Here is a 25516-nt window from a genome sequence, read left to right as displayed (position 1 = left end):
CTTTTTCGCCATCATATAAAATTATTCTGTCATAAGAATTAAATTAAAAAATGAGGAAAGAAAGCGTAAGAAAGATCAATATCATGGATATAAATATAGAATGAATGAGACATCAATAGATTATAGCGGTTTGATCAAAATATGTTTTTTCTTTCCGAAAGAAAGTTTAATGATTCCTTCTGCTGTCACATCTTTTTCAATAATAAGGTGTGTTTCATCCTTTATTATTTGATCATTAACACGTATTCCTCCACCTTGAACGTGTCGGCGTGCCTCACTATTAGATTTAGCAAGTCCTGCTTGTACTAAAAGAGTGAGCAATCCAACACCTTTTTTAAATTCTGAGGAATTAATTTCAACAGTTGGAAGATTTTCTCCCAGAGTTTTTTCTTCAAACGTTTTGCGAGCCGTTTCTGCAGCTTCATCGGCAAGAGCGCGTCCATGCAACATTGCTGTAACTTCTGTTGCAAGAATTTTTTTTGCTTCGTTAATTTCAGTTCCTTGTAATAGAGAAAGTTTAAGAATCTCATCCATCGGTAATGGAGTATAGAGCTTTAGAAATCGTGTTACATCAGCATCTTCTGTATTGCGCCAGTATTGCCAAAATTGATAAGGTGAAAGCTTATCCGCATTCAGCCATACAGCTCCATTCAATGATTTACCCATTTTGGCACCGGAAGAGGTTGTCAGCAATGGTGATGTTAACGCATATAATTGCGGTGTTCCTAAACGATGCCCTAATTCGATTCCGTTAATAATGTTGCCCCACTGATCAGAGCCCCCCATTTGCATACGCAACCCATAACGTTTATAAAGTTCAACAAAGTCATAAGCTTGCAGAATCATATAATTAAACTCTAAGAATGACAAAGAGTGTTCACGCTCAAGTCTGAGTCTGACAGAATCAAATGACAACATACGGTTGACAGAAAAATGCTTTCCTACATCACGCAAAAATTCTAAGTAGTTTAAATTGCATAACCATTCCGCGTTATTCACAATACAAGCATCGGTTTCTCGGTCACCGAATGTCAAATAGTTAGCAAATACTTTTTTTATACCATCAATATTTGCAGCAATATCATCTTGTGTCAGGAGGCGTCGTGCTTCATCTTTGAAGGAAGGATCACCGATCAATCCGGTTCCTCCGCCCATTAAAGCAATGGGGCGATGACCCGTTTTTTGTAACCAATAAAGCATCATAATCTGAAGAAGACTTCCAGCATGTAAACTCGATGCTGTTGGATCAAATCCAGTATAAGCGCTTACAGTTTCTTTTGAAAAAAGATCATCTAAGCCTTTTTCATCTGAAATTTGGTGGATAAAACCACGTTCGCTCATAATGTGTAAAAAATCAGATTTAAAGGCAAACACAGATTTAATTTCCTAATTTAAGAGTGTATTTATTGTATATAATAGGCGATTGTATAATGAATTATTAATGCGTTATCTACCATAAATAACGCACATATCACAAAAGAACGAAATATATTAATAATTAAAGATAATAATACAGGTATTATTCCTTTTTTACGCTAAAAAAACACTCCACAGTAATAGAAAGAAGAACTCTTTATCCTAATTTCTACCCTGAAATGAAATTTAGGAAAGTTGCAAATACATTCTGTAACAGTAAATTACTTCAGTTATAAACAGAAGCGGCTTTTGCTGTTTTTTTATGAAGTTCTTGTATTTTTCTAAGTTAGTGAAAGTATTTCAGGAGGAGGAGCGAGAAGTTCATTGGTGATATGGTTATCCAAATAGTGTGCACATCGTTCAATAAGTTCTTCATGACATCCACTGAAAAAATGATTAGCCCCTTCCAATATTTCTTGTGTGATGATGATACCTTTTTGTGTTTTTAATTTATCGACAAGTATTTGAACATCTTTTGGGGGAGAAACTTTATCGATACCGCCATGAATGATAAGTCCAGAAGAGGGACAAGGTGCAAGAAATGAAAAGTCATAAACATTAGGCTGAGGGGCAATAGAGATAAATCCCTCAATTTCCGGTCGGCGCATTAAAAGCTGCATACCAATCCATGCTCCAAATGAATATCCTGCTACCCAACAATTCTTAGAATCTGGATGTTGTGTTTGCACCCAATCGAGAGCAGCAGCAGCATCTGAAAGTTCTCCTATTCCATAATCAAATTCACCCTGACTACGACCAATACCACGAAAGTTAAAACGTAAAGTTGTAAAGCCACGTTGTTGGAACATATAAAAGAGGTCATAGACAATTTTATGATTCATAGTTCCACCAAATTGGGGATGAGGATGCAAAATGATCGCAATGGGTGCATTTTTTTGTTGTGAAGGTTGATAACGCCCTTCGAGCCGACCCGCAGGACCGTTAAAAATAATTTCTGGCATAAAATGCTCCTTAATGCAATAAAAGGCTCTCTTTGACCTTGGTCGACTTTTACCATAGAATCTCTTAAATAATTATTAGATATTCTTTTTTTAATGCACTTTTCAAGAAAATTGCGCTATTTTTTTAATCAATTCATAAGATTAATGATTGCGATGTAAAATGGTTATAAAACGCCGATATTTTGATCATAACGCAACAACACCACTCAAAAAAGTGGCACGGATAGCGTTACTGGAATCTTTAGAAATATTTGGTAATCCATCATCGGTTCATAAGGAAGGGCGTGCGGCTAAAACTTTGTTGCAAAAGGCCCGTCGGCAAATCGCTGAAAATCTTAAAACAGATCCAGATCACGTGGTATTTACCTCTGGTGCGAGTGAAGCCGCAATGACTTTGTTAACCCCCTTTTACAATATGGGGAAAGCAAAAGTTAAATTTTCTCATCTTTACCTTGGAGCAACTGAACATCCCTCTGTTTTAGAGGGAGGGCGTTTTTCTAAAGAATTGATAAGCATCATTGCTGTTGATCAAGATGGGCTTATTCAACAAGATAAATTAACATCACTCTTAGCGGCTCACGATAAAACAAAAGGTTTACCTCTCGTTGCTATTCAAGCTGCAAATAGTGAAACTGGTGTTGTTCAACCATTAAAAGAAATAGCCGCTGTTGTTCGCGATTTAGGAGGCACTCTTGTTGTTGATTTGACACAATATGTAGATAAAAATTTTGTTGATATTCATCAGTTAGGAGGAGACTTTTTTATACTGTCTGCCCATAAAATTGGCGGTCCTAAAGGGATAGGTGCTTTTGTTTCATGTGGTAATCTTCTCACTCCACATCCTCTTATTGTCGGGGGAGGACAGGAAAAAGGTTTACGGGGAGGAACAGAAGCATTGCCCCTTATAGCTGCTTTTGGAGCAGCAATGGTTGATTGTTTCACGCAAGAAGAAAGAAAACAATTAATATATTTACGCAATAAATTAGAAGATGGACTACAAAAAATAAGTAAAAATGTTGAAATTTTTGGCAAAAGAGTTCAACGTTTGCCAAATACAACTTACTTTACCGTGAAAAATATAAAAGCTGAAACGATGCAAATTGCTTTTGATTTAGAAGGGTTTTCTGTATCGGCTGGCTCTGCTTGTTCTTCGGGAAAAGTAAAACAAAGCAAAGTTTTAGAGGCAATGGGGTATCATGTTCCAAATGGTGCCATTCGCATTTCGATAGGACGTGATACAACTTCTGAAGATATAGATGATTTTCTATCGTTTTTTTCTCAAATTATAAACAGGAAAAAAGAATAAAATTTATCACTAAAAAAATAGAAAAATTAGAATTATTTTAAAGATAAAATAAGTTTGATTGAAATTTTTGCACTTTACCTATAGCTTAGGAGATAACTTGCTTACTTTAATCTTGTAAAAAAACAAGACTTTTAGTTACCGGTTTTTGACGCCCAAAAATGGAGAAAATTTATGCCGGCAGTACAAGAAACGATACGCCAAGTACGTGAAATAGATGTTGACCAATATAAATATGGTTTTGAAACCAATATTGAAACCGATAAAGCTCCAAAAGGCTTAAATGAGGATATTATCAAATTTATTTCCGCTAAAAAACATGAGCCTGAATGGATGCTAACATGGCGCTTAAAAGCTTACCGCCGTTGGCTGACAATGCAAGAGCCTCATTGGGCGCGTCTTGAATATCCTAAAATTGATTTTCAGGAGCTTTATTATTATGCTGCTCCTAAAAATCATACAGGACCAAAATCTTTGGATGAAGTGGATCCTGAGTTATTAGCAATGTACGAAAAACTTGGCATTCCCCTTAAAGAACAAGAGATTTTGGCAGGAGTAAGAAAACAGTCCGATCCCTCCACTTTTGATGACAGTATGTCTGTATCGGGGCAGGTGGCTGTTGATGCAGTCTTTGATTCTGTCTCTGTTGTAACAACATTCAAGAAAGAGCTGGCACGTGCTGGTGTGATTTTTTGTTCTATTTCAGAGGCGATTATTGAACATTCTGAGCTTATTAAAGAATATTTAGGAACAGTTGTACCTATAAGTGATAATTATTATGCGGCCTTAAATGCAGCTGTCTTTACGGATGGTTCATTTGTTTATATTCCCAAAGGGGTTCGTTGTCCTATGGAGCTTTCAACTTATTTTAGGATTAATGAACGCAATACAGGCCAGTTTGAACGAACATTGATTATTGCAGCTGAAGATTCCTATGTTTCTTATCTTGAAGGATGTACAGCCCCCCAACGTGATGAAAACCAACTTCATGCTGCTGTTGTTGAACTTATTGCCCTTGAAAATGCAGAGATTAAATATTCTACAGTACAAAACTGGTATCCTGGTGATAAAGATGGAAAGGGTGGTATTTATAATTTTGTGACGAAGCGTGGAGATTGTCGAGGTGATAACTCTAAGATTTCATGGACACAAGTTGAGACCGGTTCTGCGATTACTTGGAAATACCCATCCTGCTTATTGCGCGGTGAGAACGCGCGTGGAGAATTTTATTCTATTGCTGTTGCAAACGGTCATCAACAAATTGATTCCGGTACAAAAATGATCCATTTAGGAAAAAATACATCCAGTCGCATTATTTCTAAAGGTATTTCTGCAGGTTTTTCAAATAACACTTATCGAGGACAAGTCACAGCGCATCGAAAAGCACAAAATGCGCGTAACTTTACGCAATGTGATAGTTTGTTAATCGGGAATGAATGTGGAGCTCATACAGTTCCTTATATTGAAGCAAAAAATGCAACTGCTCAGTTTGAACATGAAGCCACAACATCAAAAATTTCTGATGACCAACTTTTTTATGTTATGCAAAGAGGAATTCCTGAAGAAGAAGCTATCGCATTAATTGTAAATGGTTTTGTAAAAGAGGTTATTCAAAAACTTCCCATGGAATTTGCTGTCGAAGCGCAAAAGCTTATTGGTATTAGCCTTGAAGGTAGTGTTGGATAATTTTATTTAATGAGATAAATTGAAGGCTTGATGCAAAAAGGCTGTAACCGTAGCGTATAATGCTAAAAATAACCTCTATGGTAATTACAAAAGTAGATGGATGCTAAGGCGAAATAACACAGCATTGGTATCTGAAAAAAAACAGCCAGAACAGGATTAAATGATGTTAGAGATAAAAAATTTGCGCGCACGTATTGCTGGAACCGATACAGAAGTTATTCGTGGTTTAAACTTGACGGTTCAAGACGGAGAAATTGCCGCTATCATGGGACAAAATGGAGCCGGAAAATCAACTTTGTCTTATTTACTTGCTGGTCGTGATGATTATGAAATAACAGAAGGAGATATTCTCTATAATGGACAATCACTTTTAGAAATGGATCCAGCAGAACGGGCTGCATATGGTGTTTTTCTTGCATTTCAATATCCAATAGAAATACCAGGGGTAGCAACGATGGAATTTTTAAAAGTTGCGATGAATTCTCAACGTAAAGCGCGAGGTGATGAAGAGCTTAAAATTCCTGAATTTATAAAATACGTCAAAGAAGTTTCAGCCAAACTTGAAATAGATATGGATATGCTAAAGCGTCCATTAAATGTAGGTTTTTCAGGTGGAGAGAAAAAACGCGCTGAAATTTTACAAATGGCACTTCTTGAACCTAAACTTTGCATTTTAGATGAGACGGATTCTGGTTTAGATATTGATGCACTAAAAATTGTTGCAGATGGTGTTAATAAACTTCGCGATTCAAAACGTTCATTTTTGGTGATTACCCATTATCAACGGCTGCTTAATTATATTATTCCTGATACGGTTCATGTCCTTTATAAAGGACGAATTATCAAAAGTGGAGATAAATCCTTAGCCCTTTATTTAGAGCAAAATGGCTATGCTGATCTTATCAGAGAAGCGGTTTAAGGTTATTAATATGAATGCACAGCAAAACTTGTTAGCGGTTGAAGAAGATATACTCAGTAATTTCAACCAGTATATAAACGACTTACCTGGTAATAAAGCCGTGCGGGAAATTCGCAAGAAAGCTATTCAGCAGTTTCAAATGACACGGCTTCCTTCCCGTAAAATCGAAAGTTGGCACTATACAAATCTACGCACATTATTGAAGTCTGTTAGCAACTTTTCAAAAGTCCAAGACAATCAATTGGTTGATGCATTACTTTCAGAAAGCGCTGTTTTTTCCATGAACAATGGAAAAGCATCGACACAGTCCAAGGTAGACAATATTACAGTAAAACGCCTTTCAGATGCATTAGAAGATAATTCTATACAGATAAATCAAAACATTTCTGATGATAATTTTATTGGACAGTTAAATACAGCTTTTGTTACAGATGGTTGGCTTTTTCATATTCCTGAAAATACAAAGCTAAATATACCCATTGAATTACAAAATATACAAATGGGGGGACAATCGCATATTTTTTCAGATATAAAAGTTGATAAAAATAGTCAGGTTGTGTTTATTGAACATCAGGTTGGCAATGATAAAGATACCTTTGTCAGTTCAGTATTTTCATTAAATATTGCTGCTGATAGTGATGTTACGTGGATTCTTATTCGCAATCGTGATTTTAATTCTACACAGTTTGGCCAATTTCGTGCTATTCTTGATCAAGGAGCCAAGCTATCACTTTATGTCATTAATATAGGGAGTCAATTAAATCGCCAGGAAATCGATATTAAATTACGGGGAGAAGAATCTGATTTCCAATTACGCGTTATAAATTTATTATCAGGGCAAACACATAGTGATCTTACAATGACTGTTTGTCATCTTAATGAAAGATCAACATCAACGGAAATTATACGCAATGTCGTTACAGATAGGGCTGTAGGTGTTTTTCAAGGGATAATACGTGTTGCTCAAAAAGCGCAAAAAACAGATGCACGTATGGCCTGTAATAGCCTTATCCTTTCAGATGATGCAGAATTTAATGCAAAGCCTGAATTAGAGATTTTTGCTGATGATGTTGCATGCGGTCATGGTGCAACAGTTGCTAATATTAATCATGATTATCTTTTTTATCTCATGGCGCGCGGTATTCCATTTAAAACGGCTCGTGCACTTTTGATTAAAGGATTTATCTCTGAGCTTATTGATGACATCAAGCAAGATAATATTCAGATTATTTTGGAGAATATCATTGGTAAATGGCTTGAAAAAAATGTTTAAGGGAGGAGAAATGGAAAATAATGTACAAACATTTATCTATAATGTCGAAGAAATTCGACGTGATTTTCCTCTTTTGCACCATCAAGTTTATGGAAAGCGATTAGCCTATCTTGATAGTGCTGCTTCTGCCCAAAAACCACAATCAGTACTCAATGCAATGAATAATTATTATCACTATAGTTATGCTAATGTGCATAGAGGAATGTACTTTTTAGCCAATGCAGCAACGCAATCCTATGAAAATTCTCGTGAAACCGTTCGTGTTTTTCTAAATGCACAAAAAGCTGAAGAAATTGTTTTTACGAAAAATGCAACGGAAGCTATTAATACTGTTGCTTATGGTTGGGCTATGCCCAAGCTCAAGGAAGGTGATGAGATTGTTCTAACGATTATGGAACATCATTCAAATATTATTCCTTGGCATTTTCTCCGGGAACAAAAAGGTGTTAAACTTGTTTTTGTTCCTGTTGATGAAAATGGTGTTCTGCATATTGAAGATTTCCAAAAGGCTTTAAGCGAAAAAACGCAGCTTGTTGCTATAACGCATATGTCTAATATATTAGGAACTGTACCTCCTGTTAAAGAAATTATTAAGCGAGCACATCAATATTCTATTCCTGTTCTGGTTGATGGTTCTCAAGGAGCAATACATTTAACCGTTGATGTGCAAGATCTCGATTGTGATTGGTATGTCTTTACAGGTCATAAGCTTTATGGCCCCACTGGTATTGGTGTTCTTTATGGGAAGGAACATAGATTAGAGGAAATGCGTCCTTTTCAAGGGGGAGGGGAAATGATCGAAGAGGTAACAACCGATAAGGTGTTTTATAATGCCCCTCCTTACCGTTTTGAAGCAGGCACTCCTCCTATCGTTGAATCTATTGGATTAGCAGCGGCTATTGATTATATACAAGAGAAAGGTCGGAGTAAGATTCATGCCCATGAGATGTCCCTTTTAGCTTATGCGCATGAAAAACTGAAAACGGTTGAGTCATTGCGTATTTATGGTCATTCTCCTAATAAAGGAGCGATTATATCATTTGCCATTGAAGGGATTCACGCTCATGATATCGCTATGTTTATTGATAGAAAAGGTGTTGCGATACGCGCAGGAACCCATTGTGCACAGCCTTTATTACAGCGCTTTGGTCTAACATCTATTTGTCGCGCATCGTTAGCCATGTATAACACTCAAGAAGATATAGATCAATTAGTAGAATCATTGAAAGAAACAAGGACATTTTTTAATGGCTGAATCACTTGAAGAGCGTCATTCTACAGAATCTGTTGAAAGTGTAAACGAAAATAAGAAATCTTACATATCAGCAATTCCAGCAGACGAAATTGATCGTATGACGAATGATATTATTGCTGCTCTTAAAACAGTTTATGACCCAGAGATTCCTGCTGATATTTATGAGCTAGGACTGATTTATCGTATTGATATTGAAGATGATCGTTCAGTAAAAATTGAAATGACTCTTACAGCACCGGGATGTCCTGTTGCAGGTGAAATGCCAGGGTGGGTAGAAAATGCAGTCAGTGCAGTTGAAGGGGTTTCGTATGTTGAAGTCACTATGACTTTTGATCCACCATGGACACCTGATTGTATGTCAGAAGAAGCACAAATTGCTGTCGGATGGTACTAACAATACTATCCGTAAATGCATCGTTTTTCGCAAAAATTTGGATTAAAAAACGATCCCATGCATTATAATAAACAAAAATTAGAACTTAACTGGATTGGAAAAGAGAAACGCCCCAAACTAGAATCTTGTATCTTGTTAGAAGATCTTGAAAAATCTTATCATGCCTCGCATCAAATATCATCACAGGATATTTTTGATAATAAACTTATTTTTGGTGATAATTTACTCGCACTCAAGGCACTTGAGCAAGAATATACGGGGAAGGTAAAATGTATCTATATAGATCCACCTTATAATACAGGCAATGCCTTTGAACATTATGAAGATGGTTTGGAGCATTCCCTATGGCTAAGTCTTATGAGAGACAGACTAGAATTGTTACATCGCTTATTGGCAGATGATGGAAGTATTTGGATTTCCATTGATGATGATGAACAAGCCTATCTTAAAGTGATGATGGATGAAATTTTTGGTCGCCAAAATTTCATCAACAATATAATTTGGCAAAAGAAATATGCACCACAAAATGATACAAAGTGGCTTTCCGATAATCATGATTTTATAATGGTTTATGCCAAAGACAAAACGATTTGGCGTCCTCATTTACTTCCTCGTTCAAGCGATATGGATGCGCGCTATAAAAATCCTGATAATGATCCTCGCGGTCCTTGGAAATCGGGAGATTTATCCGTGAAAAGAGTAACACCTAAGGACATTTATGAAATCATCACACCTTCTGGACGCAAAGTTATGCCTCCTAATGGTAGAAGTTGGGCGATGAGTGAAAAAAAATTCTCTGAATTATTGCAAGATAATCGTATTTGGTTTGGCCCCGCAGGAAGCAATGTTCCTTCTTTGAAGCGTTTTTTATCAGAAGTAAAAAATGGTATGGTTTCAATGACGATTTGGCTTTATGAGGAAGTAGGGCATAACCAAGATGCCAAAAAAGAAGTCAAAGCCTTTAATTCTGATAATGTCTTTACAACTCCCAAACCTGAGCGATTAATGAAACGCATCATTCAACTTGCCACCACCCCTGGTGATCTTGTCTTGGATTCCTTTGCTGGTTCTGGTACGACCGGTGCTGTTGCTCATAAAATGGGCCGCAAGTGGATTATGATTGAACTCGGTGAACATTGTCATACACACATTATTCCTCGTTTAAAACAAGTAATTGATGGAACTGATCAAGGGGGAATTTCTAAAAGTGTCAATTGGCAAGGTGGCGGTGGATTTCGTTATTATCGCCTTGCACCTTCTCTGTTGCAGAAAGATCCATGGGGACAATGGATTATTAGTCGCGAATATAATGCTGCGATGCTTTCAGAAGCCATGTGCAAACATATGGGATTTACCTATGCGCCGGATGAAAATCATTATTGGATGCAGGGATATTCAACGGAAACGGATTATATTTATGTCACAACGAGCGCTATGACCCATGAACAACTCCGTATCATGAGCGAAGAGGTGGGCTCTCATCGCAGTCTGCTGATTTGTTGTACAGCCTTTGATACAAAAACAGCATCATTTGAGAATCTTACACTCACAAAAATCCCCCGTGCAGTATTGGAAAAATGCGAATGGGGAAGGGATGATTATAGTTTAAATGTAGCCAATCTTGAACCAATGATTGTGGTAAAAGAAAGTGAAAAAGATAAAGATATTGCGCAACAAGAATTAGATCTATTTGGATAAATATCAACGAGGCAGGTTACGAATGAGCCGTAATAAACCAAAATTAGAACTTAACTGGATTGGAAAAGAGAAACGCCCCAAACTGGAACCTCGTATATTGTTAGAAGATCTTGAAAAGTCTTATCATGCCGCGCATCAAATATCATCACAGGATATTTTTGATAATAAACTTATTTTTGGTGATAATTTACTCGCACTCAAGGCACTTGAGCAAGAATATACGGGGAAGGTAAAATGTATCTATATAGATCCACCTTATAATACAGGCAATGCCTTTGAACATTATGAAGATGGTTTGGAGCATTCCCTATGGCTAAGTCTTATGAGAGACAGACTAGAATTGTTACATCGCTTATTGGCAGATGATGGAAGTATTTGGATTTCCATTGATGATGATGAACAAGCCTATCTTAAAGTGATGATGGATGAAATTTTTGGTCGCCAAAATTTCATCAACAATATAATTTGGCAAAAGAAATATGCCCCACAGAATGATACAAAGTGGCTTTCCGATAACCATGATTTTATAATGGTTTATGCCAAAGACAAAACGATTTGGCGCCCTAATTTACTTCCTCGTTCAAGTGATATGGATGCACGCTATAAAAATCCCGATAATGATCCTCGTGGTCCTTGGAAGTCAGATAATTTATCTGCAAAAAGAGTAACACCTAAGGACATTTATGAAATCATCACACCTTCTGGACGCAAAGTTATGCCTCCCGCTGGAGCTAGTTGGCGGGTTAGTAAAGAAAAGTTTGCCAAGCTGTTAGAGGATAATCGCATTTGGTTTGGCTCCACAGGAAGCAATGTTCCTTCTTTGAAGCGTTTTTTATCAGAAGTAAAAAATGGCATGGTTTCAATGACGATTTGGCTTTATGAGGAAGTAGGGCACAACCAAGATGCCAAAAAAGAAGTCAAAGCCTTTAATTCTGATAATGTTTTTACAACTCCTAAACCTGAACGGTTAATGGAACGCATCATTCAACTTGCGACCACCCCTGGTGATCTTGTATTGGATTCTTTTGCTGGTTCTGGTACGACCGGTGCTGTTGCTCATAAAATGGGCCGCAAGTGGATTATGATTGAACTTGGTAAACATTGCCATACGCACATTATTCCTCGTTTAAAACAAGTGATTGATGGAACTGATCAAGGGGGAATTTCTAAAAGTGTCAATTGGCAAGGTGGCGGTGGATTTCGTTATTATCGCCTTGCACCTTCTCTGTTGCAGAAAGATCCATGGGGACAATGGATTATTAGTCGCGAATATAATGCTGCGATGCTTTCAGAAGCCATGTGCAAACATATGGGATTTACCTATGCGCCGGATGAAAATCATTATTGGATGCAGGGATATTCAACGGAAACGGATTATATTTATGTCACAACGAGCGCTATGACCCATGAACAACTCCGTATCATGAGCGAAGAGGTGGGCTCTCATCGCAGTCTGCTGATTTGTTGTACAGCCTTTGATACAAAAACAGCATCATTTGAGAATCTTACACTCACAAAAATCCCCCGTGCAGTATTGGAAAAATGCGAATGGGGAAGGGATGATTATAGTTTAAATGTAGCCAATCTTGAACCAATGATTGTGGTCAAAGAAAACAACAAAGATAAAGATATTACGCAACAAGAATTAGATCTATTTGGATAACTATAAACGAGGCAGGTTACGAATGAGCCGTAATAAACCAAAATTAGAACTTAACTGGATTGGAAAAGAGAAACGCTCCAAACTGGAACCTCGTATATTGTTAGAAGATCTTGAAAAATCTTATCATGCTTCGCATCAAATATCATCACAGGATATTTTTGATAATAAACTTATTTTTGGTGATAATTTACTCGCACTCAAGGCACTTGAGCAAGAATATACGGGGAAGGTAAAATGTATCTATATTGATCCACCTTATAATACAGGCAATGCCTTTGAACATTATGAAGATGGTTTGGAGCATTCCCTATGGCTCAGTCTTATGAGAGACAGGCTAGAATTGTTATATCGTTTACTGGCAGAAAATGGTGCGCTTTTTATGCAGTTGGATGACAATGAAATACATTATGCGAAAATACTGTGTGATGAGTTATTTGGACGTAATAACTTTGTTTCTAATCTCATATGGCATAAAAAAAGAGGAAAGGATAATTCTTCTCGTTATTTTAGTACAACCCACGATCATATCTTAGTTTATGCGAAAGATTCTTCAAAATTTTATATTAATCGAATTGAATTAGATGATGTAACAAAAAAAGCATATGTAAATCCAGATAATGATCCAAGAGGTGCGTATCGTGTTCTTGGGTTATGGGCTAGACAGCAAGGTGGATCTGAATACGAATACACTACCAAAACAGGGAAGTTTTTTTCTAAGCGTCTTTGGCTTGTTAATTTAGAAAGTATGCAGCAGTTAGATAAAGAGGACCGCCTTATTATTAAAGGAAATAATTTATACCGTAAATTTTTTCTTTCAGAAAATAAAGGAAGTATTCCAGAGACTATTTGGATAGGTCTCTCCAATAATGCAAATGCTAAAGATGAATTAAAAAAAATATTTACTAATTATGTAGTAGAATTATTTAATACTCCGAAACCTGAACATCTTCTTCAAAGAATTATTAATATTGCTACCAACCCTGGTGATCTTGTATTGGATTCTTTTGCTGGTTCTGGTACGACCGGTGCTGTTGCTCATAAAATGGGCCGCAAGTGGATTATGATTGAACTTGGTGAACATTGTCATACGCACATTATTCCTCGTTTAAAACAAGTAATTGATGGAACTGATCAAGGGGGAATTTCTAAAAGTGTAAATTGGCAAGGTGGCGGTGGATTTCGTTATTATCGCCTTGCGCCTTCTCTGTTGCAAAAAGATCCATGGGGACAATGGATTATTAGTCGCGAATATAATGCTGCAATGCTTTCAGAAGCCATGTGTAAACATATGGGATTTACCTATGCACCGGATGAAAATCATTATTGGATGCAGGGATATTCAACGGAAACAGATTATATTTATGTCACAACGAGCGCCATGACCCATGAACAACTCCGTATCATGAGCGAAGAGGTTGGTTCTCATCGCACCCTGCTGATTTGTTGTACAGCCTTTGATACAAAATCATCATCCTTTGAGAATCTTACACTTACAAAAATCCCCCGTGCAGTATTGGAAAAATGCGAATGGGGAAGGGATGATTATAGTTTAAATGTAGCCAATCTTGAACCAATGATTGTGGTAAAAGAAAGCGACAAAGATAAAGATATTGTGCAACAAGAATTAGATCTATTTGAATAATATATAAAAAGCGGAGTTTTTTTATGAACAGTGTTGAAAAAAGGATTTCAGCTCGCTTATCGTTGCGTGATCCTCAACGTGAATCATTAAATATTTTGGTGAAAATTTTAGAAAATATAGAGCTTTCTAAAAATGCTGATTTAGTTGCGAAATTAGAAATGATAAAAAGTCTCTATCCTTCTGTACAAGATTTTGAACGAAGCTTTCCCTCTTTTTGTTTTGCCTTAGCAACGGGAGTTGGAAAAACGCGACTTATGGGAGCTTTTATTAGTTATCTTTATTTAACAGGTCGTAGCCGACATTTTTTTGTTTTAGCTCCAAACTTGACTATTTATGAAAAATTAAAACAGGATTTTAGTCCTCAAAGTCCGAAGTATGTTTTTAGTGGAATAAGTGAATTCATTGCCAATAGACCCATTATTATTACAGGTGAAGATTATGAAAGTGGTAAAGGTATTCGCGCTGATGAACACCACTATTACGGACAAAAACGTTTGTTTGAAAATCAGAATACGGCCTTTATCAATATTTTTAATATTTCTAAAATTAATACAACGGATAATAAAAAAGGCGCACTAAAATCTAGTATTCCGCGAATTAAACGCTTACAAGAAACGATTGGTGAAAGTTATTTTGATTATCTCGCAAATCTTCCTGATTTAGTTTTGTTAATGGATGAAGCACATCGTTATCGAGCGTCTGCTGGTGCAGCAGCAATTAATGAGTTAAAACCTGTTTTAGGAATAGAGCTTACAGCGACACCGAAAACAATAGGTGCAAAACCTGTAGATTTTAAAAATGTTGTTTACAGTTATTCACTTGCAGAGGCTATGAGAGATGGTTTTGTAAAAGAGCCTGCTGTTGCTACACGTAAAGACTTTCATCCTCAAAATTATACATCTGAACAATTAGAACATATTAAATTACAAGATGCAATTCATGCCCATGAAAACGTGAAAGCAGATTTAATTGCCTATGCCAAAGATTATAACAAAAAGTTTGTTAAGCCTTTTATTTTAGTTGTCGCTCAAGATACAAATCATGCACAGAAATTGCGTGATTTATTGGAATCAGATGATTTTTTTGCAGGAGCTTATAAGGGAAAAGTTATAGAGATTCATACAAAACAGTCAAATATAGAGGAAGATCAAAATATTCAAAAACTCATTGTGATTGAGAATCCTCATGAGCCAACAGAAATTGTTATTCACGTTAATAAATTAAAGGAGGGATGGGATGTTAGCAATCTTTATACTATCGTACCGTTGCGTGCATCGGCTTCAGAAATTTTAACGGAACAAACAATTGGGCGTGGATTGCGTTTGCCTTATGGGCATAGAACAGGCATAGAATCTATTGATCGTTTAACAATCATTGCGCATGATCGTTTTCAAGATATTATTGATCGTGCAAACGATCCAAACTCAATTATAAAAAAGCATATTGAGATTGGAACAGGGGGTGATATATCCTCTGAAAAATCGGATATAGTGACAGTTCCAAGTCAAGCAGAAGCTTTATTTATAAAAACGATAGTAACACGTCATTCCGATATAAATGGAACATCTGATTTACACGGTATCATGTTACGTAATACGGATTCACCCACATTAACCTCTGAAGAACAAGAAATTGCTGCTATCGCATGGGATATTATTAAAGAGAATGATAATTTACCAAGTTCTCAAATGCTTTGTTCTGCACCGATACAAGAAAAAATGAACAATAAAATTATGAGTATTATACCGCTAGCACAAAAGTCTCTTGTGTCAAAAGTGGTTACAATTCTGACAAAACAATTACCAGAACTGATCATAGATATTCCTAATATTGTACTCATTCCTTCGCGTGAGGTTACTTATGGTTTTTCTGATTTTGATTTGGAAAATCTAGAAAGTTTAAATTTGCAACCTGTTAGTAAAGAACTTTTAATTCGAGAATTGCGTACCCATAAAAGCATTTTTCTCACTTCTAAGGATAAATATATTAAAGAACCTCATCTTGAAAATTACATCATTCGTGGTTTAATTGATAATGATTTTATCGATTATGATAGCCATACGCCATTATTACGAAAATTGGCTTGTCAGATGGTAGAACATTTCCGATCTTATTTACCCAATGATATAGCTGTTGAGAACGTGTTAATTCACTATCAGCATAAGATTAATACTTTTATTGTTGCGCAATTAAGAGAACATCAATGGGAAACACAAAAAGATTATGAGATTAAAGTTACACGAGGTTTTACAACTTTAACACCTATCCATTATGTTTTGCCGCAAGGAACATCTCCTATTGATTTTCGTAATATTCCTACCATTAAAAGAGACATTAAGAAACTTATATTCAGCGGCTTTAGGAAATGTTGTTATCCTTTGCAAAAGTTTGACTCAGTAGAAGGGGAATTACGATTTGCTCAAATATTAGAAGACGATGCAAAAGTATTGAAATGGATGAAACCTGCTCGGGGTTTTTTCAAGATAGAATATGATAAAGGATCAGCCTATGAACCGGATTTTGTTGTAGAAACGAAGGATGCCAAATATCTTTGTGAACCTAAAAAAGCTTCTGAAATACAAAATGCTATTGTTTTAAAAAAGAAACAAGCAGCAGTTCAATGGTGTTGTCATGCAACGCATTATGCAGCTACTTATGGTGGTAAAAAATGGTATTATGTTCTTATTCCCCATGATGCTATTAAAGCAAATAGTAGTTTTGAAGGTTTGTGTGCAGAATTTACCATTTCAGAATCTATACTTGAGAGCACATAACTTTTTGCTTAAAAAAAACACATAAGTTTTTTAACTGGTCGATGCGAGAAATAATCAAATGTTTGAATATTATTTTTAATTTTGTTCCCTGTTGCACCATTAATTTAAGAATATGAGCTAATTCTTAAATCATGAAATTATTATTTTTTTCTAACTAACTTAAAATAAAAGGAAAAATTTATAGGGAAATTATACAATATTATGCTTTTTTATGGGGATTTTCAGCCCATTTATGATTTTTGATAAAAATAGAAGCTTACTTTCTTTATATGAAAAAAAACCTTGAATTTATAGTCACAAATTCAGAAAAAATATTTTAATTTTATAGACAGCTTTTTTCAAAAAAAAATAGACAGTTTGTTGTGTTCTCTTTTGAAATATCTGAATATAATGGAATATCCAGAAGATAAAAGTAGGCTGTTTTACATATGACTTTGAATTTAACAAACACTGTTTTTAATTTTTTAAAGAAAAACCCGACAAAAAAATTTACAGCTCGAGAAATTGCTCAATGGATATTTGAGAATTATCCAGAAAAATGCCGCCAAAAACAAAAACGTTCAACCGCAATAATCACTCCCCTTAACAGTGATGCAGCTCTTATTCAGCAAATTGTCGCTGAAATAGGAGCAAAACGTCCTCAGCTACAAAAGCGTTATCCAGAAATTAAAACCACTGAAGGGCGACCACGGCAGTATTATTTTACTAAACAAACAGATAGCGCTGAAATTGATGCAGTAGAGGACAATGAAGAAAGTAGAGATTCTTCTGTTAAAGAGCGTGATCTTTATCCATTAGTATCTAAATTTTTATGGTCAGAGCTTGCAGTTTACAGCAAGCGCATTAATGAGAAATGTTCTCGTAATAAACATGGTGCAGGCGGCAATAAATGGCTTTATCCGGATCTCGTAAGGATACAAGATTTAAGCAGGGAATGGAATCGTGAAATCAAAGACTGTGTTTTGCAATATTTTGATAAAAAGACGAAGCTTTGGTCTTTTGAAGTTAAAATTCTCATTAATCGTTCAAATTTACGGAAAGCATTTTTTCAAACAGTTAGCAATTCTTCATGGGCTAATTTGAGCTATTTAGTTGCTAGTGAAATTGAAGGTATTGATACATTAAAAGAGCTTCGGATGCTTTCAAGTTTGCACGGAATTGGATTTATAAGACTTGATAAAGAAAACTCTTCCGAGAGTGAGATCATAATTCCAGCGAAAGAACGTAGTGATATTGATTGGGATACTGCTAATAGATTAGTGGAGGAAAACAAGGACTTTCTTGATTATATTAAACTCATTCGTCAATTTTATCAAACTGGCGAAATGCGTCCATTGGATTGGGATCATATGGACCCATGAGGGGTATTTTTAAAAAGGTTTTATTGTTTAAAAGCTCTTTTGTTCAGAGTGACAAAAAATTACTCTAACTATTTTATTTGACTGATTATATTGATTTATAATGATAATTGGTATTTTTTACTTAATGAGAAGTTTTAATATCGTAGCATTCAATCATTTTAAACTATCTTATATTGGTGTTAATCAATCAAGGTTGTTTTCGTGCCTCTCACGAGAGGGGAGGTAAGGAGGGGGCAAGTGAAAGTTTTTGAGTATTCTATTTTGTATGAGGGCGTGATCCCATTAGATACCTTAAACTTAATGATTATAATTCATTACACATTTGATATTGTAGAGAGTGAAATTAAACTTTGTTGCTTCTGTTTACATCAAGCATTAAAAATATTGCTTCCTCATATTGAAGTTTTTTTACAAAGAATTTATTCTACTATTCCCTCAGTTTCGATTGCTGTTCGTTCTGATTATTATTAAGTTCTTTGTTCTCTGTATTAAACATTTAAAAAGAAATATCAATTTTATAAAATATTCACATAGTTTACTTCATTTCTTGAAATGGATTTAAAAAATAAATTTCTATCATATCTTATGCTCAAGAGAGAATGTTTAACATAATATTCTATTTATTTTTCAATAATACCGCATGCCAAACGTGCCCCCCCTCCGCCAAGCGGTAATGGTTTATCTGATTGATTATCAGCTCCTAAATGAATTATTAATGAGCGCCCTTTAATTTCAGAGATTGTTTTTAATCGTGGAGCAAGAACGCTCATTACAGCATTTCCTTGCTTATCAACATAAAGTGCCGGTAAATCACCAAGATGACCATTGATATTATAGGGTCCTAAGTGTTTCCCAGTATGCTCTGGATCATAATGTCCACCCGCGCTTCCACCTATTATGCCATCTTTTGTATCACATGAAGGGTTTACATGTACATGAAAACCATGCATCCCTTCTGGTAAAGTAGACAAATTTGGTACGAAAATTAAACCGTGTGTATTTTCTTCAATTTTAATGCTACCAATAGCCTTTTTAGAATTATTAGCTTCTAGTTTATAAATATTTACTTGTGTCGATATCGCTAACGCAGAGTTTTTATGAATTAAAAATGCCATAAAAACGAATAATGATAATAATATTTTTCTCATAAAATACCTTTATATTTAATTTAAATAATTTTTAGCTATAAAAATAATTATTACTTCAATATTATGCTTAATTAGATATATGTATAATTTACTAAAATTGATTTTTTAGAAAAATACTTTATAAATAAATATTACTTTTTAGAAATACTGAATAAATTAAAGTATATTTTTATATATTTCTAAACATATATCTCATTTTTTTATTTATAAAATTTATTTATAAATAATGTAGCTTTTATAGGTGGATAATTATATCTCACTTACATTTCTTCAAGAGATGCATTAAAAAAATCTACTTTTTGAGGTATAATAAGAAATTAAATAAGGAATTTTAATAAGTTAGCTATTATTTCATTTTATGATGATCTTTTCATCAAAAAATAGAACATATAATTTGTTGACGGTTTAAATTTTTTGTTCATAGAAAAAATGATGAGAACTTTTCTATTCATTGTGAAATTTATAAGAGAAAGGACTATTATGATTCATATAACTCTCCCATAAAATACAGCATATACCGACACTCCCCCCCATTCCTAATCCTATCAGTGCTCCTATTATCATTCCGGCAGAAAATGCTACTCCTATACCCATTGCAATAACTGGACCAAATCCTGGAAGAGCAATATAACCATAAGCTGCAAGAGCTGCTGCGATTGCTCCTGATAGGCTACCATTTAATCCCCCAATGAAAGCAAATTCTTTAATGGAATTCCAGCACTTTTTGAAAAAATTTGTCTTATAATTCTGAAAAGAAACAGTGCTGTAAGTTTTAAAATTAATCATATTTTTTTCTTTCATTTTGAATGGTAACGGTTCCTGAATAATCAATGGATACGAGAAAATGGGAGTTTTTAAATTTTATTAAAGCTCGCCAGATACCTTTGTCATCTAAACGTAATCGTTTAATATTCTCAAAACCATTTTGCATAAGACAGTTTTTAATTTGTGAGGCAGTAAATGAATTCTGACCTATTTTAGTGATATTTTGAGTAGAGGTATAGGTAAAGGTTTGACAATAAGGAAGGTGAAAAACTTCACTGATTGAAGTCGTGACTATCAACGAGACAGATACAATCATCATAAGAAAAACACTTAATTTTAAAAAGTTATTTAGTTTCATCTTGTCACCTGCTGTTGAAACAACACTTTATTAACCTTTGTATTGCTAACAGGTTCCCAGGATGATTTTATTTTTAATATTATACTTAATAACAAAAAGTTCTGAAAATTTATTGATTAAATAAAAATATTTTTTATTATTTATTTTTATTATTAATAATTTATACTATTGAAATAAATAGTATTTATTATGATTTAGCAAAATATATTGTAATTTAAAAAGATGGTATATAAGAATATTATACTAATAATATATATATTATTACATAAATTAAAATAAATATTATTTATGGTTTTAATATAATTTATTATTTTATTAGAAAAAAAACAAGAACAGTATAAAAATAAAATAGCACTGAAATTTAAATGTTTAATAACAACTTGAAAATAAATGATATTTATCACATCAGTAATAGATATGCTCCAAAATGCAATATTAAACCATAGAGCGATTATATTGCTTATTATTGCTCATTGATAACACATAGATTTATAATGATAATTCATTGTTTTGTATGTTAAATAAGCGTCACGAATATCGTATAATTCTCTCATTTCAAATCTGTTTTTATTCTGAAGAATGAAAATCATTTGTAGGTCATAAAAAAGGAATAAATATAAAGTGATTCTTAGAAAGGCTCTCAAATATAAGGGGGGAAAAATAGTAGAGGATGGCCACATAATAATATAATGTGCGCCAGCTTGTTCCTTGATAAGGGTAAAAATGATAATGTTTAACAGCTTTCCTTTTATATCATCATTACAGGGGTGTCATTGCGAAACGGCTTTAGGTGTCAGATTTTGCTTTAAACAAGTGCATAAATTAATAAAATGAACATTCTCGTATGAATTTTTTACAAAAGCTGTTAAAGATACTCTAAATGATATTAACTTTTAAAGAATTAAACAATTCATTTTTGTTATGCATAATTAACCTTCTAAAGCATTGACACCAAAAAATGTATAGTAGAATATTTTTTTTACTGAATAAATTTATTTTCAAAACGCATTATTAAAAATAATTATTTATTGGGTTATTTATATATTATGCATTTATTTCTATTTAGTTAGTTTGCATTAGTAAGTTAGACACAAAATAGCATTCATTCTACGTTATTATCCATTATTTTTCAATAGAGCTGTTTAGGAGATTTTGTTGGAAATATTTGCATAATTTCCTTGAATCCGTAACCTGGATACATTCCTTCGCGCATAAATAAATTACGTAATGGCGAGCAATTATGTAATAGACCAAGCCCAATACTTCGCACGATATGAACAGGAAACATATGAGAAAGTAAAGCAGAGTTCAGTGTATGAACAGCTTCACTTCGGATTAATATATCTGGTTTGCGGCATTTGTTATAACGTGCAACAATCATTTCAGGGTTAGAATCAGATATTTCATTGGGTAAAATATCAATTAAAGTTTGAACATCACGGAATCCTAAATTCAATCCCTGTGCTCCAATAGGGGGGAAAACATGAGCAGCTTCACCCACTAAAATCGTTCGATTAGCAGCAAAATGATGAGCAAGAAGTCCTGAAAGAGGCCATGCCTGAATTGATGTTTCTAAGGTTAGCGTTCCAAGCATTGATTGCATTTGATTTTCGATTATTTTTGCAATTGCTTTTGATTTTATATTCAATAATTCTTCAGCACGAGAAGGATGGACAACCCATACAAGACTGGATCTTCGTCCTGGTAGCGGAACTTGTGTAAATGGACCATGTTCTGTATGAAATTCAGTTGATGTATTTTGATGAGAAAACTCATGGGAAAAGTTGAGAACAAGTGCTTTTTGTGGGTAGTTCCACTGTTTGATATTTATCCCTGCTGCAGCACGTGTGAGAGAGTGACGTCCATCAGCTGCTATAACAAGTGGTGCTTGAATGACTCTACCATCAGAAAGAGTAATACATACATGGCTTTTTGTGTGATGAAAAGATTTAGCAGCAGAAACAAATCTTGTAATATTGGGCATATGGGTAACAGCATCGATTAAAGCACTGTTTAATTCTACATTAGGTATGTTATAACCAAAGGCTTTTTCATCAATTTCAGCAGAAGAAAAATGCACCGTAGGAGCACGCACAATCCTAGAAGTTATATCTATAATTCTCATGCGCGATAAAGCTGCCGCATGTTTTTGAAGACTATTCCAAATATTGAGTTTTTGAAGTGTGCGTATTGCTGGCATCATAAGAGCGGTTGTCCGTAACTCATCTGTATGAGCAGGGGGGCCAACAAGAAAAACAGAAAAACCCTTATGCGCAAGTCTCAGTGCAGCTAACATCCCAACAGGACCTGCACCAATAACAGTAATATCTTTATGCTCTTTTTTTAATATCACAATGATTTGAGCCTTTTTCCATTGAGAAAATATTTTAACCTTTTCAAATGAATACTCTCTTTTTATTACATGAAACTATTCTATTATATTATGTATTAAATAATGCGATATAAAAAAGTAACCTTTTTATGATTTTTTTATGCTGAATCATATCATGGATAAAAGATGGCGTATAATAGATGGATGAAGACTTTAAAAACGAGGATAAAAAAACCTTGAAACGTAAGCTAACAAAGAAAATCAAAACAAATGCTAAATTATTACGCCATAAAAAAGTAACAATGCCACAAGCAAAGGCTTTTTCTGTTCATTTACTAACAGCTTCGGGATCATTTTTAGCATTTCTTTCTCTTATATCGGCCTCTCAAAAAGAATGGACAGCTATGTTCTGTTGGCTTGGGCTTGCACTTCTCGTTGATGGTATAGATGGACCAATTGCACGCAAACTTGATGTTAAATACGTACTTCCAACATGGTCTGGAGAGCTCTTAGATAATATCATCGATTACGTGACTTATGTCTTAATTCCTGCTTTTGCACTCTATCAAAGTGGTTTTATGGGGGTAGGGTTATCATTTTCATTGAGTGCAATCATTGTTATTTCATCTGCTATTTATTATGCAGATACTGGAATGAAAACCAAAGAAAACTTTTTTAAAGGATTTCCTGTTGTTTGGAATATGATGGTTTTTACGCTTTTTGTCGTAAGACCAGGGGAGTGGATTACTTTTATCATCATTGTTTTATCGGCTATTATATCTTTTTTGCCAATTTATTTTATCCATCCAGTAAGAGTTCTTCGTTTACGTAGAGTTAATTTTCCAATTTTTCTCTTATGGTGTGTTTTTGGTGTTTCTGCATTCTTTTATCAACTAGAGGCTCCAGATTGGGTTAAAATAGGAATTTCGGTAACAGGAATTTATATATATTGTATTGGCGCAATCATGCAAATGTTTCCTCAACTTGGGGCAAAAAATATAGAAAAAACAATAAAATAGTTGTTTTAAGAAGGGTGTGAGATGCAAATTGACTTTGGAGCAGGTGATGATATTTCTTTTACGAAAGAAGGGGTTGCTGGTATTATAAAGCTTACACGTCCTTCAGCATTAAACGCTCTTAATCAACGAATGGTTTCCGCTTTAAAAAAAGCTCTCAAGATATGGGAGACAGATAACGATATTTCTTGTGTCTTAATTGAAGGGGAGGGGCGTGCTTTTTGTGCTGGTGGAGATGTTGTAGAAATCTATCATATGGGAAAAAGTCCCTCTGCTTATCAATACTTTAGGGATGAATATAGTTTGAATGCTTATATCAAACGTTTTTCAAAACCCTACATCTCTTTTGTAAACGGTATTTGGATGGGGGGAGGGGTAGGTATTTCTCTATATGGTTCACATCGAATTGTTACAGAAAATACAGTTTTTGCTATGCCAGAAGGTGCGATTGGATTTTTTCCAGATGTGGGCGCAAGTTTTTTCTTACCATCTTTGCCCAATCATTTTGGCATTTATCTTGCATTAACTGGCGCATGCATAAAGTGGGGAGATTGCTTAAATTTAGGATTAGCAACACATGCTGTTCCTGAAACTGAATTCGATATGGTTAGAAAAGCTATTATCGAACAAGGAGATCCTCTTTTAGCTTTAAACGAGCGATCCGTTACAAAAGACTATGAAACGAGTTACGAAATACGTTGTATTATTAATACTTGTTTTAGTGCCCATAGCTTAGAAGAATGTCTTGAGTTGCTTCATAAAAAAAGTAAAGAAGGTATTTTATTTGCTAAAGAATGTTATGATATTTTGCAGTCACGTTCTCCAATAAGTTTAAAAGTTATCTGGAAACAAATGAAACAAAATTCACTTCAAACGTTGGAAGATTGTATGAAAATTGAAAACCGCATTGCACATCATATGATTAATTCACATAATTTTCATGAAGGTATACGTGCTATGTTAATTGATAAGGATAAAAGACCTCAATGGCAGCCAGATAAACTCTCAAATGTAACAGATGAAATGATAGATTATTACTTTCAACCTGTTGAACAAGAGTTATTATTGTGAAAAATAATCCTCACAAACGGGTTTCAAAAATCAATTTAATTTATAACTGTTACTTACGGTTTTTGGCACTTATTTGCTTAGTCCTAGGTATTTTTTATTGGATACGCCTTGTGGGTGTCTTTCCAGGTATTTTATGGCGTTTTGACCTTATGCCTTGGCAGTGGCAATTTGCCTCAGCTATATTGGCGATTCTCTATCCTATTGCCTTAATTGGACTTTGGATGTATTCACCATGGGGAATTATTTTATGGTGTATTGCAGCATTGATTGAAACAATAGCAATATATTATTCTGATTTTATTTATCAGCCATTTGTACCATTATTTCATGGAATATTATTTTTAACTTTTATGATACTACAAATTATGATGATTTTTTTAAAAAGAGTAAAAAATAAAAAACTATAATGATTGAAGTTTTCGAGCCAGAATAACAGGCCCGATTTTCAATCTTGAAAGGTTATCAGTTTTTTAAGTAAAG

At 34.5% G+C, this 25516-nt stretch carries 20 protein-coding genes; 14 read left to right on the top strand and 6 right to left on the bottom strand.

All coding sequences use genetic code 11. From position 1 onward, the window contains the following. Nucleotides 1–120: 120 nt before the first annotated feature. Nucleotides 121–1374: a tyrosine--tRNA ligase gene (gene tyrS / locus ACFIMQ_RS03625; RefSeq protein WP_375616228.1), complete on the bottom strand. Its 1254-nt coding sequence runs from the start codon at nucleotides 1372–1374 to the stop codon at nucleotides 121–123. A gap of 323 nt (nucleotides 1375–1697) precedes the next feature. Beyond that, nucleotides 1698–2378 (bottom strand): alpha/beta hydrolase, encoded by a 681-nt coding sequence (locus tag ACFIMQ_RS03620; RefSeq protein WP_375703420.1) that lies wholly within the window; start codon nucleotides 2376–2378, stop codon nucleotides 1698–1700. A 160-nt stretch (nucleotides 2379–2538) separates the two neighbouring features. Here ACFIMQ_RS03620 and ACFIMQ_RS03615 point away from each other — a divergent pair, with 160 nt between their 5' ends. The 11 genes from ACFIMQ_RS03615 to ACFIMQ_RS03565 all read left to right on the top strand — a co-directional run bounded on the left by ACFIMQ_RS03615 (nucleotide 2539) and on the right by ACFIMQ_RS03565 (nucleotide 18346). Continuing rightward, a complete protein-coding gene (locus tag ACFIMQ_RS03615) occupies nucleotides 2539–3684 on the top strand; it encodes a cysteine desulfurase family protein (protein ID WP_375703419.1) in 1146 nt (381 codons plus the stop codon). Nucleotides 3685–3855: 171 nt separating this feature from the next. Continuing rightward, nucleotides 3856–5367, top strand: coding sequence for a Fe-S cluster assembly protein SufB (sufB, locus tag ACFIMQ_RS03610; protein WP_375703418.1), 1512 nt, complete (start codon nucleotides 3856–3858; stop codon nucleotides 5365–5367). 163 nt (nucleotides 5368–5530) lie between these two features. Further along, a complete protein-coding gene (gene sufC / locus ACFIMQ_RS03605) occupies nucleotides 5531–6286 on the top strand; it encodes a Fe-S cluster assembly ATPase SufC (protein ID WP_375703450.1) in 756 nt (251 codons plus the stop codon). Between the two features lie 10 nt (nucleotides 6287–6296). Then, nucleotides 6297–7559, top strand: a complete 1263-nt coding sequence (gene sufD / locus ACFIMQ_RS03600) for a Fe-S cluster assembly protein SufD (protein WP_375616300.1) — start codon at nucleotides 6297–6299, stop codon at nucleotides 7557–7559. A gap of 10 nt (nucleotides 7560–7569) precedes the next feature. After that, nucleotides 7570–8814, top strand: coding sequence for a cysteine desulfurase (locus ACFIMQ_RS03595; protein WP_375616232.1), 1245 nt, complete (start codon nucleotides 7570–7572; stop codon nucleotides 8812–8814). After that, entirely contained in the window at nucleotides 8807–9208 is a 402-nt protein-coding gene (locus tag ACFIMQ_RS03590) for an SUF system Fe-S cluster assembly protein (RefSeq protein WP_375616233.1), read from the top strand. The genes ACFIMQ_RS03595 and ACFIMQ_RS03590 overlap by 8 nt, the downstream gene beginning before the upstream one ends. A gap of 57 nt (nucleotides 9209–9265) precedes the next feature. Beyond that, entirely contained in the window at nucleotides 9266–10906 is a 1641-nt protein-coding gene (locus ACFIMQ_RS03585) for a site-specific DNA-methyltransferase (RefSeq protein ID WP_375703449.1), read from the top strand. Between the two features lie 22 nt (nucleotides 10907–10928). Then, nucleotides 10929–12569 (top strand): site-specific DNA-methyltransferase, encoded by a 1641-nt coding sequence (locus ACFIMQ_RS03580; protein ID WP_375703417.1) that lies wholly within the window; start codon nucleotides 10929–10931, stop codon nucleotides 12567–12569. 22 nt (nucleotides 12570–12591) lie between these two features. Beyond that, nucleotides 12592–14211, top strand: coding sequence for a site-specific DNA-methyltransferase (locus ACFIMQ_RS03575; RefSeq protein ID WP_375703416.1), 1620 nt, complete (start codon nucleotides 12592–12594; stop codon nucleotides 14209–14211). A gap of 23 nt (nucleotides 14212–14234) precedes the next feature. Beyond that, nucleotides 14235–16985, top strand: coding sequence for a DEAD/DEAH box helicase (locus ACFIMQ_RS03570; protein ID WP_375703415.1), 2751 nt, complete (start codon nucleotides 14235–14237; stop codon nucleotides 16983–16985). A 428-nt stretch (nucleotides 16986–17413) separates the two neighbouring features. After that, complete coding sequence (locus tag ACFIMQ_RS03565) at nucleotides 17414–18346, top strand: COG2958 family protein (RefSeq protein WP_375703414.1); 933 nt, start codon at nucleotides 17414–17416, stop codon at nucleotides 18344–18346. A 620-nt stretch (nucleotides 18347–18966) separates the two neighbouring features. Here ACFIMQ_RS03565 and sodC read toward each other — a convergent pair. The 4 genes from sodC to ACFIMQ_RS03545 form a co-directional block, all read right to left on the bottom strand. Continuing rightward, nucleotides 18967–19494, bottom strand: a complete 528-nt coding sequence (gene sodC / locus ACFIMQ_RS03560) for a superoxide dismutase [Cu-Zn] SodC (protein ID WP_375616238.1) — start codon at nucleotides 19492–19494, stop codon at nucleotides 18967–18969. 444 nt (nucleotides 19495–19938) lie between these two features. Continuing rightward, a complete protein-coding gene (locus ACFIMQ_RS03555; RefSeq protein ID WP_375703413.1) occupies nucleotides 19939–20280 on the bottom strand; it encodes a hypothetical protein in 342 nt (113 codons plus the stop codon). Continuing rightward, nucleotides 20273–20617, bottom strand: coding sequence for a hypothetical protein (locus ACFIMQ_RS03550; RefSeq protein ID WP_375616240.1), 345 nt, complete (start codon nucleotides 20615–20617; stop codon nucleotides 20273–20275). The genes ACFIMQ_RS03555 and ACFIMQ_RS03550 overlap by 8 nt, the downstream gene beginning before the upstream one ends. A gap of 1129 nt (nucleotides 20618–21746) precedes the next feature. After that, nucleotides 21747–22973 carry a UbiH/UbiF family hydroxylase gene (locus tag ACFIMQ_RS03545; protein WP_375703448.1) on the bottom strand — a complete coding sequence of 409 codons (1227 nt, stop codon included), beginning with the start codon at nucleotides 22971–22973 and terminating at the stop codon, nucleotides 21747–21749. A 176-nt stretch (nucleotides 22974–23149) separates the two neighbouring features. Between ACFIMQ_RS03545 and pcsA the strand changes: the two genes are divergently transcribed. From pcsA to ACFIMQ_RS03530, 3 genes are read left to right on the top strand one after another with little or no spacing between them, the layout of a single operon-like run. Next, nucleotides 23150–23968: a phosphatidylcholine synthase gene (pcsA, locus tag ACFIMQ_RS03540; protein WP_375616241.1), complete on the top strand. Its 819-nt coding sequence runs from the start codon at nucleotides 23150–23152 to the stop codon at nucleotides 23966–23968. 21 nt (nucleotides 23969–23989) lie between these two features. Beyond that, nucleotides 23990–25036 (top strand): enoyl-CoA hydratase/isomerase family protein, encoded by a 1047-nt coding sequence (locus ACFIMQ_RS03535; protein ID WP_375703412.1) that lies wholly within the window; start codon nucleotides 23990–23992, stop codon nucleotides 25034–25036. Further along, nucleotides 25033–25443, top strand: a complete 411-nt coding sequence (locus ACFIMQ_RS03530; RefSeq protein WP_375703411.1) for a DUF6163 family protein — start codon at nucleotides 25033–25035, stop codon at nucleotides 25441–25443. The genes ACFIMQ_RS03535 and ACFIMQ_RS03530 overlap by 4 nt, the downstream gene beginning before the upstream one ends. The last annotated feature ends 73 nt before the right edge of the window (nucleotides 25444–25516 follow it).

Origin of the sequence: Bartonella sp. AD13SXNS (genome assembly GCF_042196465.1) — a bacterium.
Lineage (GTDB): Bacteria > Pseudomonadota > Alphaproteobacteria > Rhizobiales > Rhizobiaceae > Bartonella.
The sequence above is the reverse complement of the archived record's forward strand: the minus strand, read 5'-3'. Positions and strand labels throughout refer to the sequence as shown.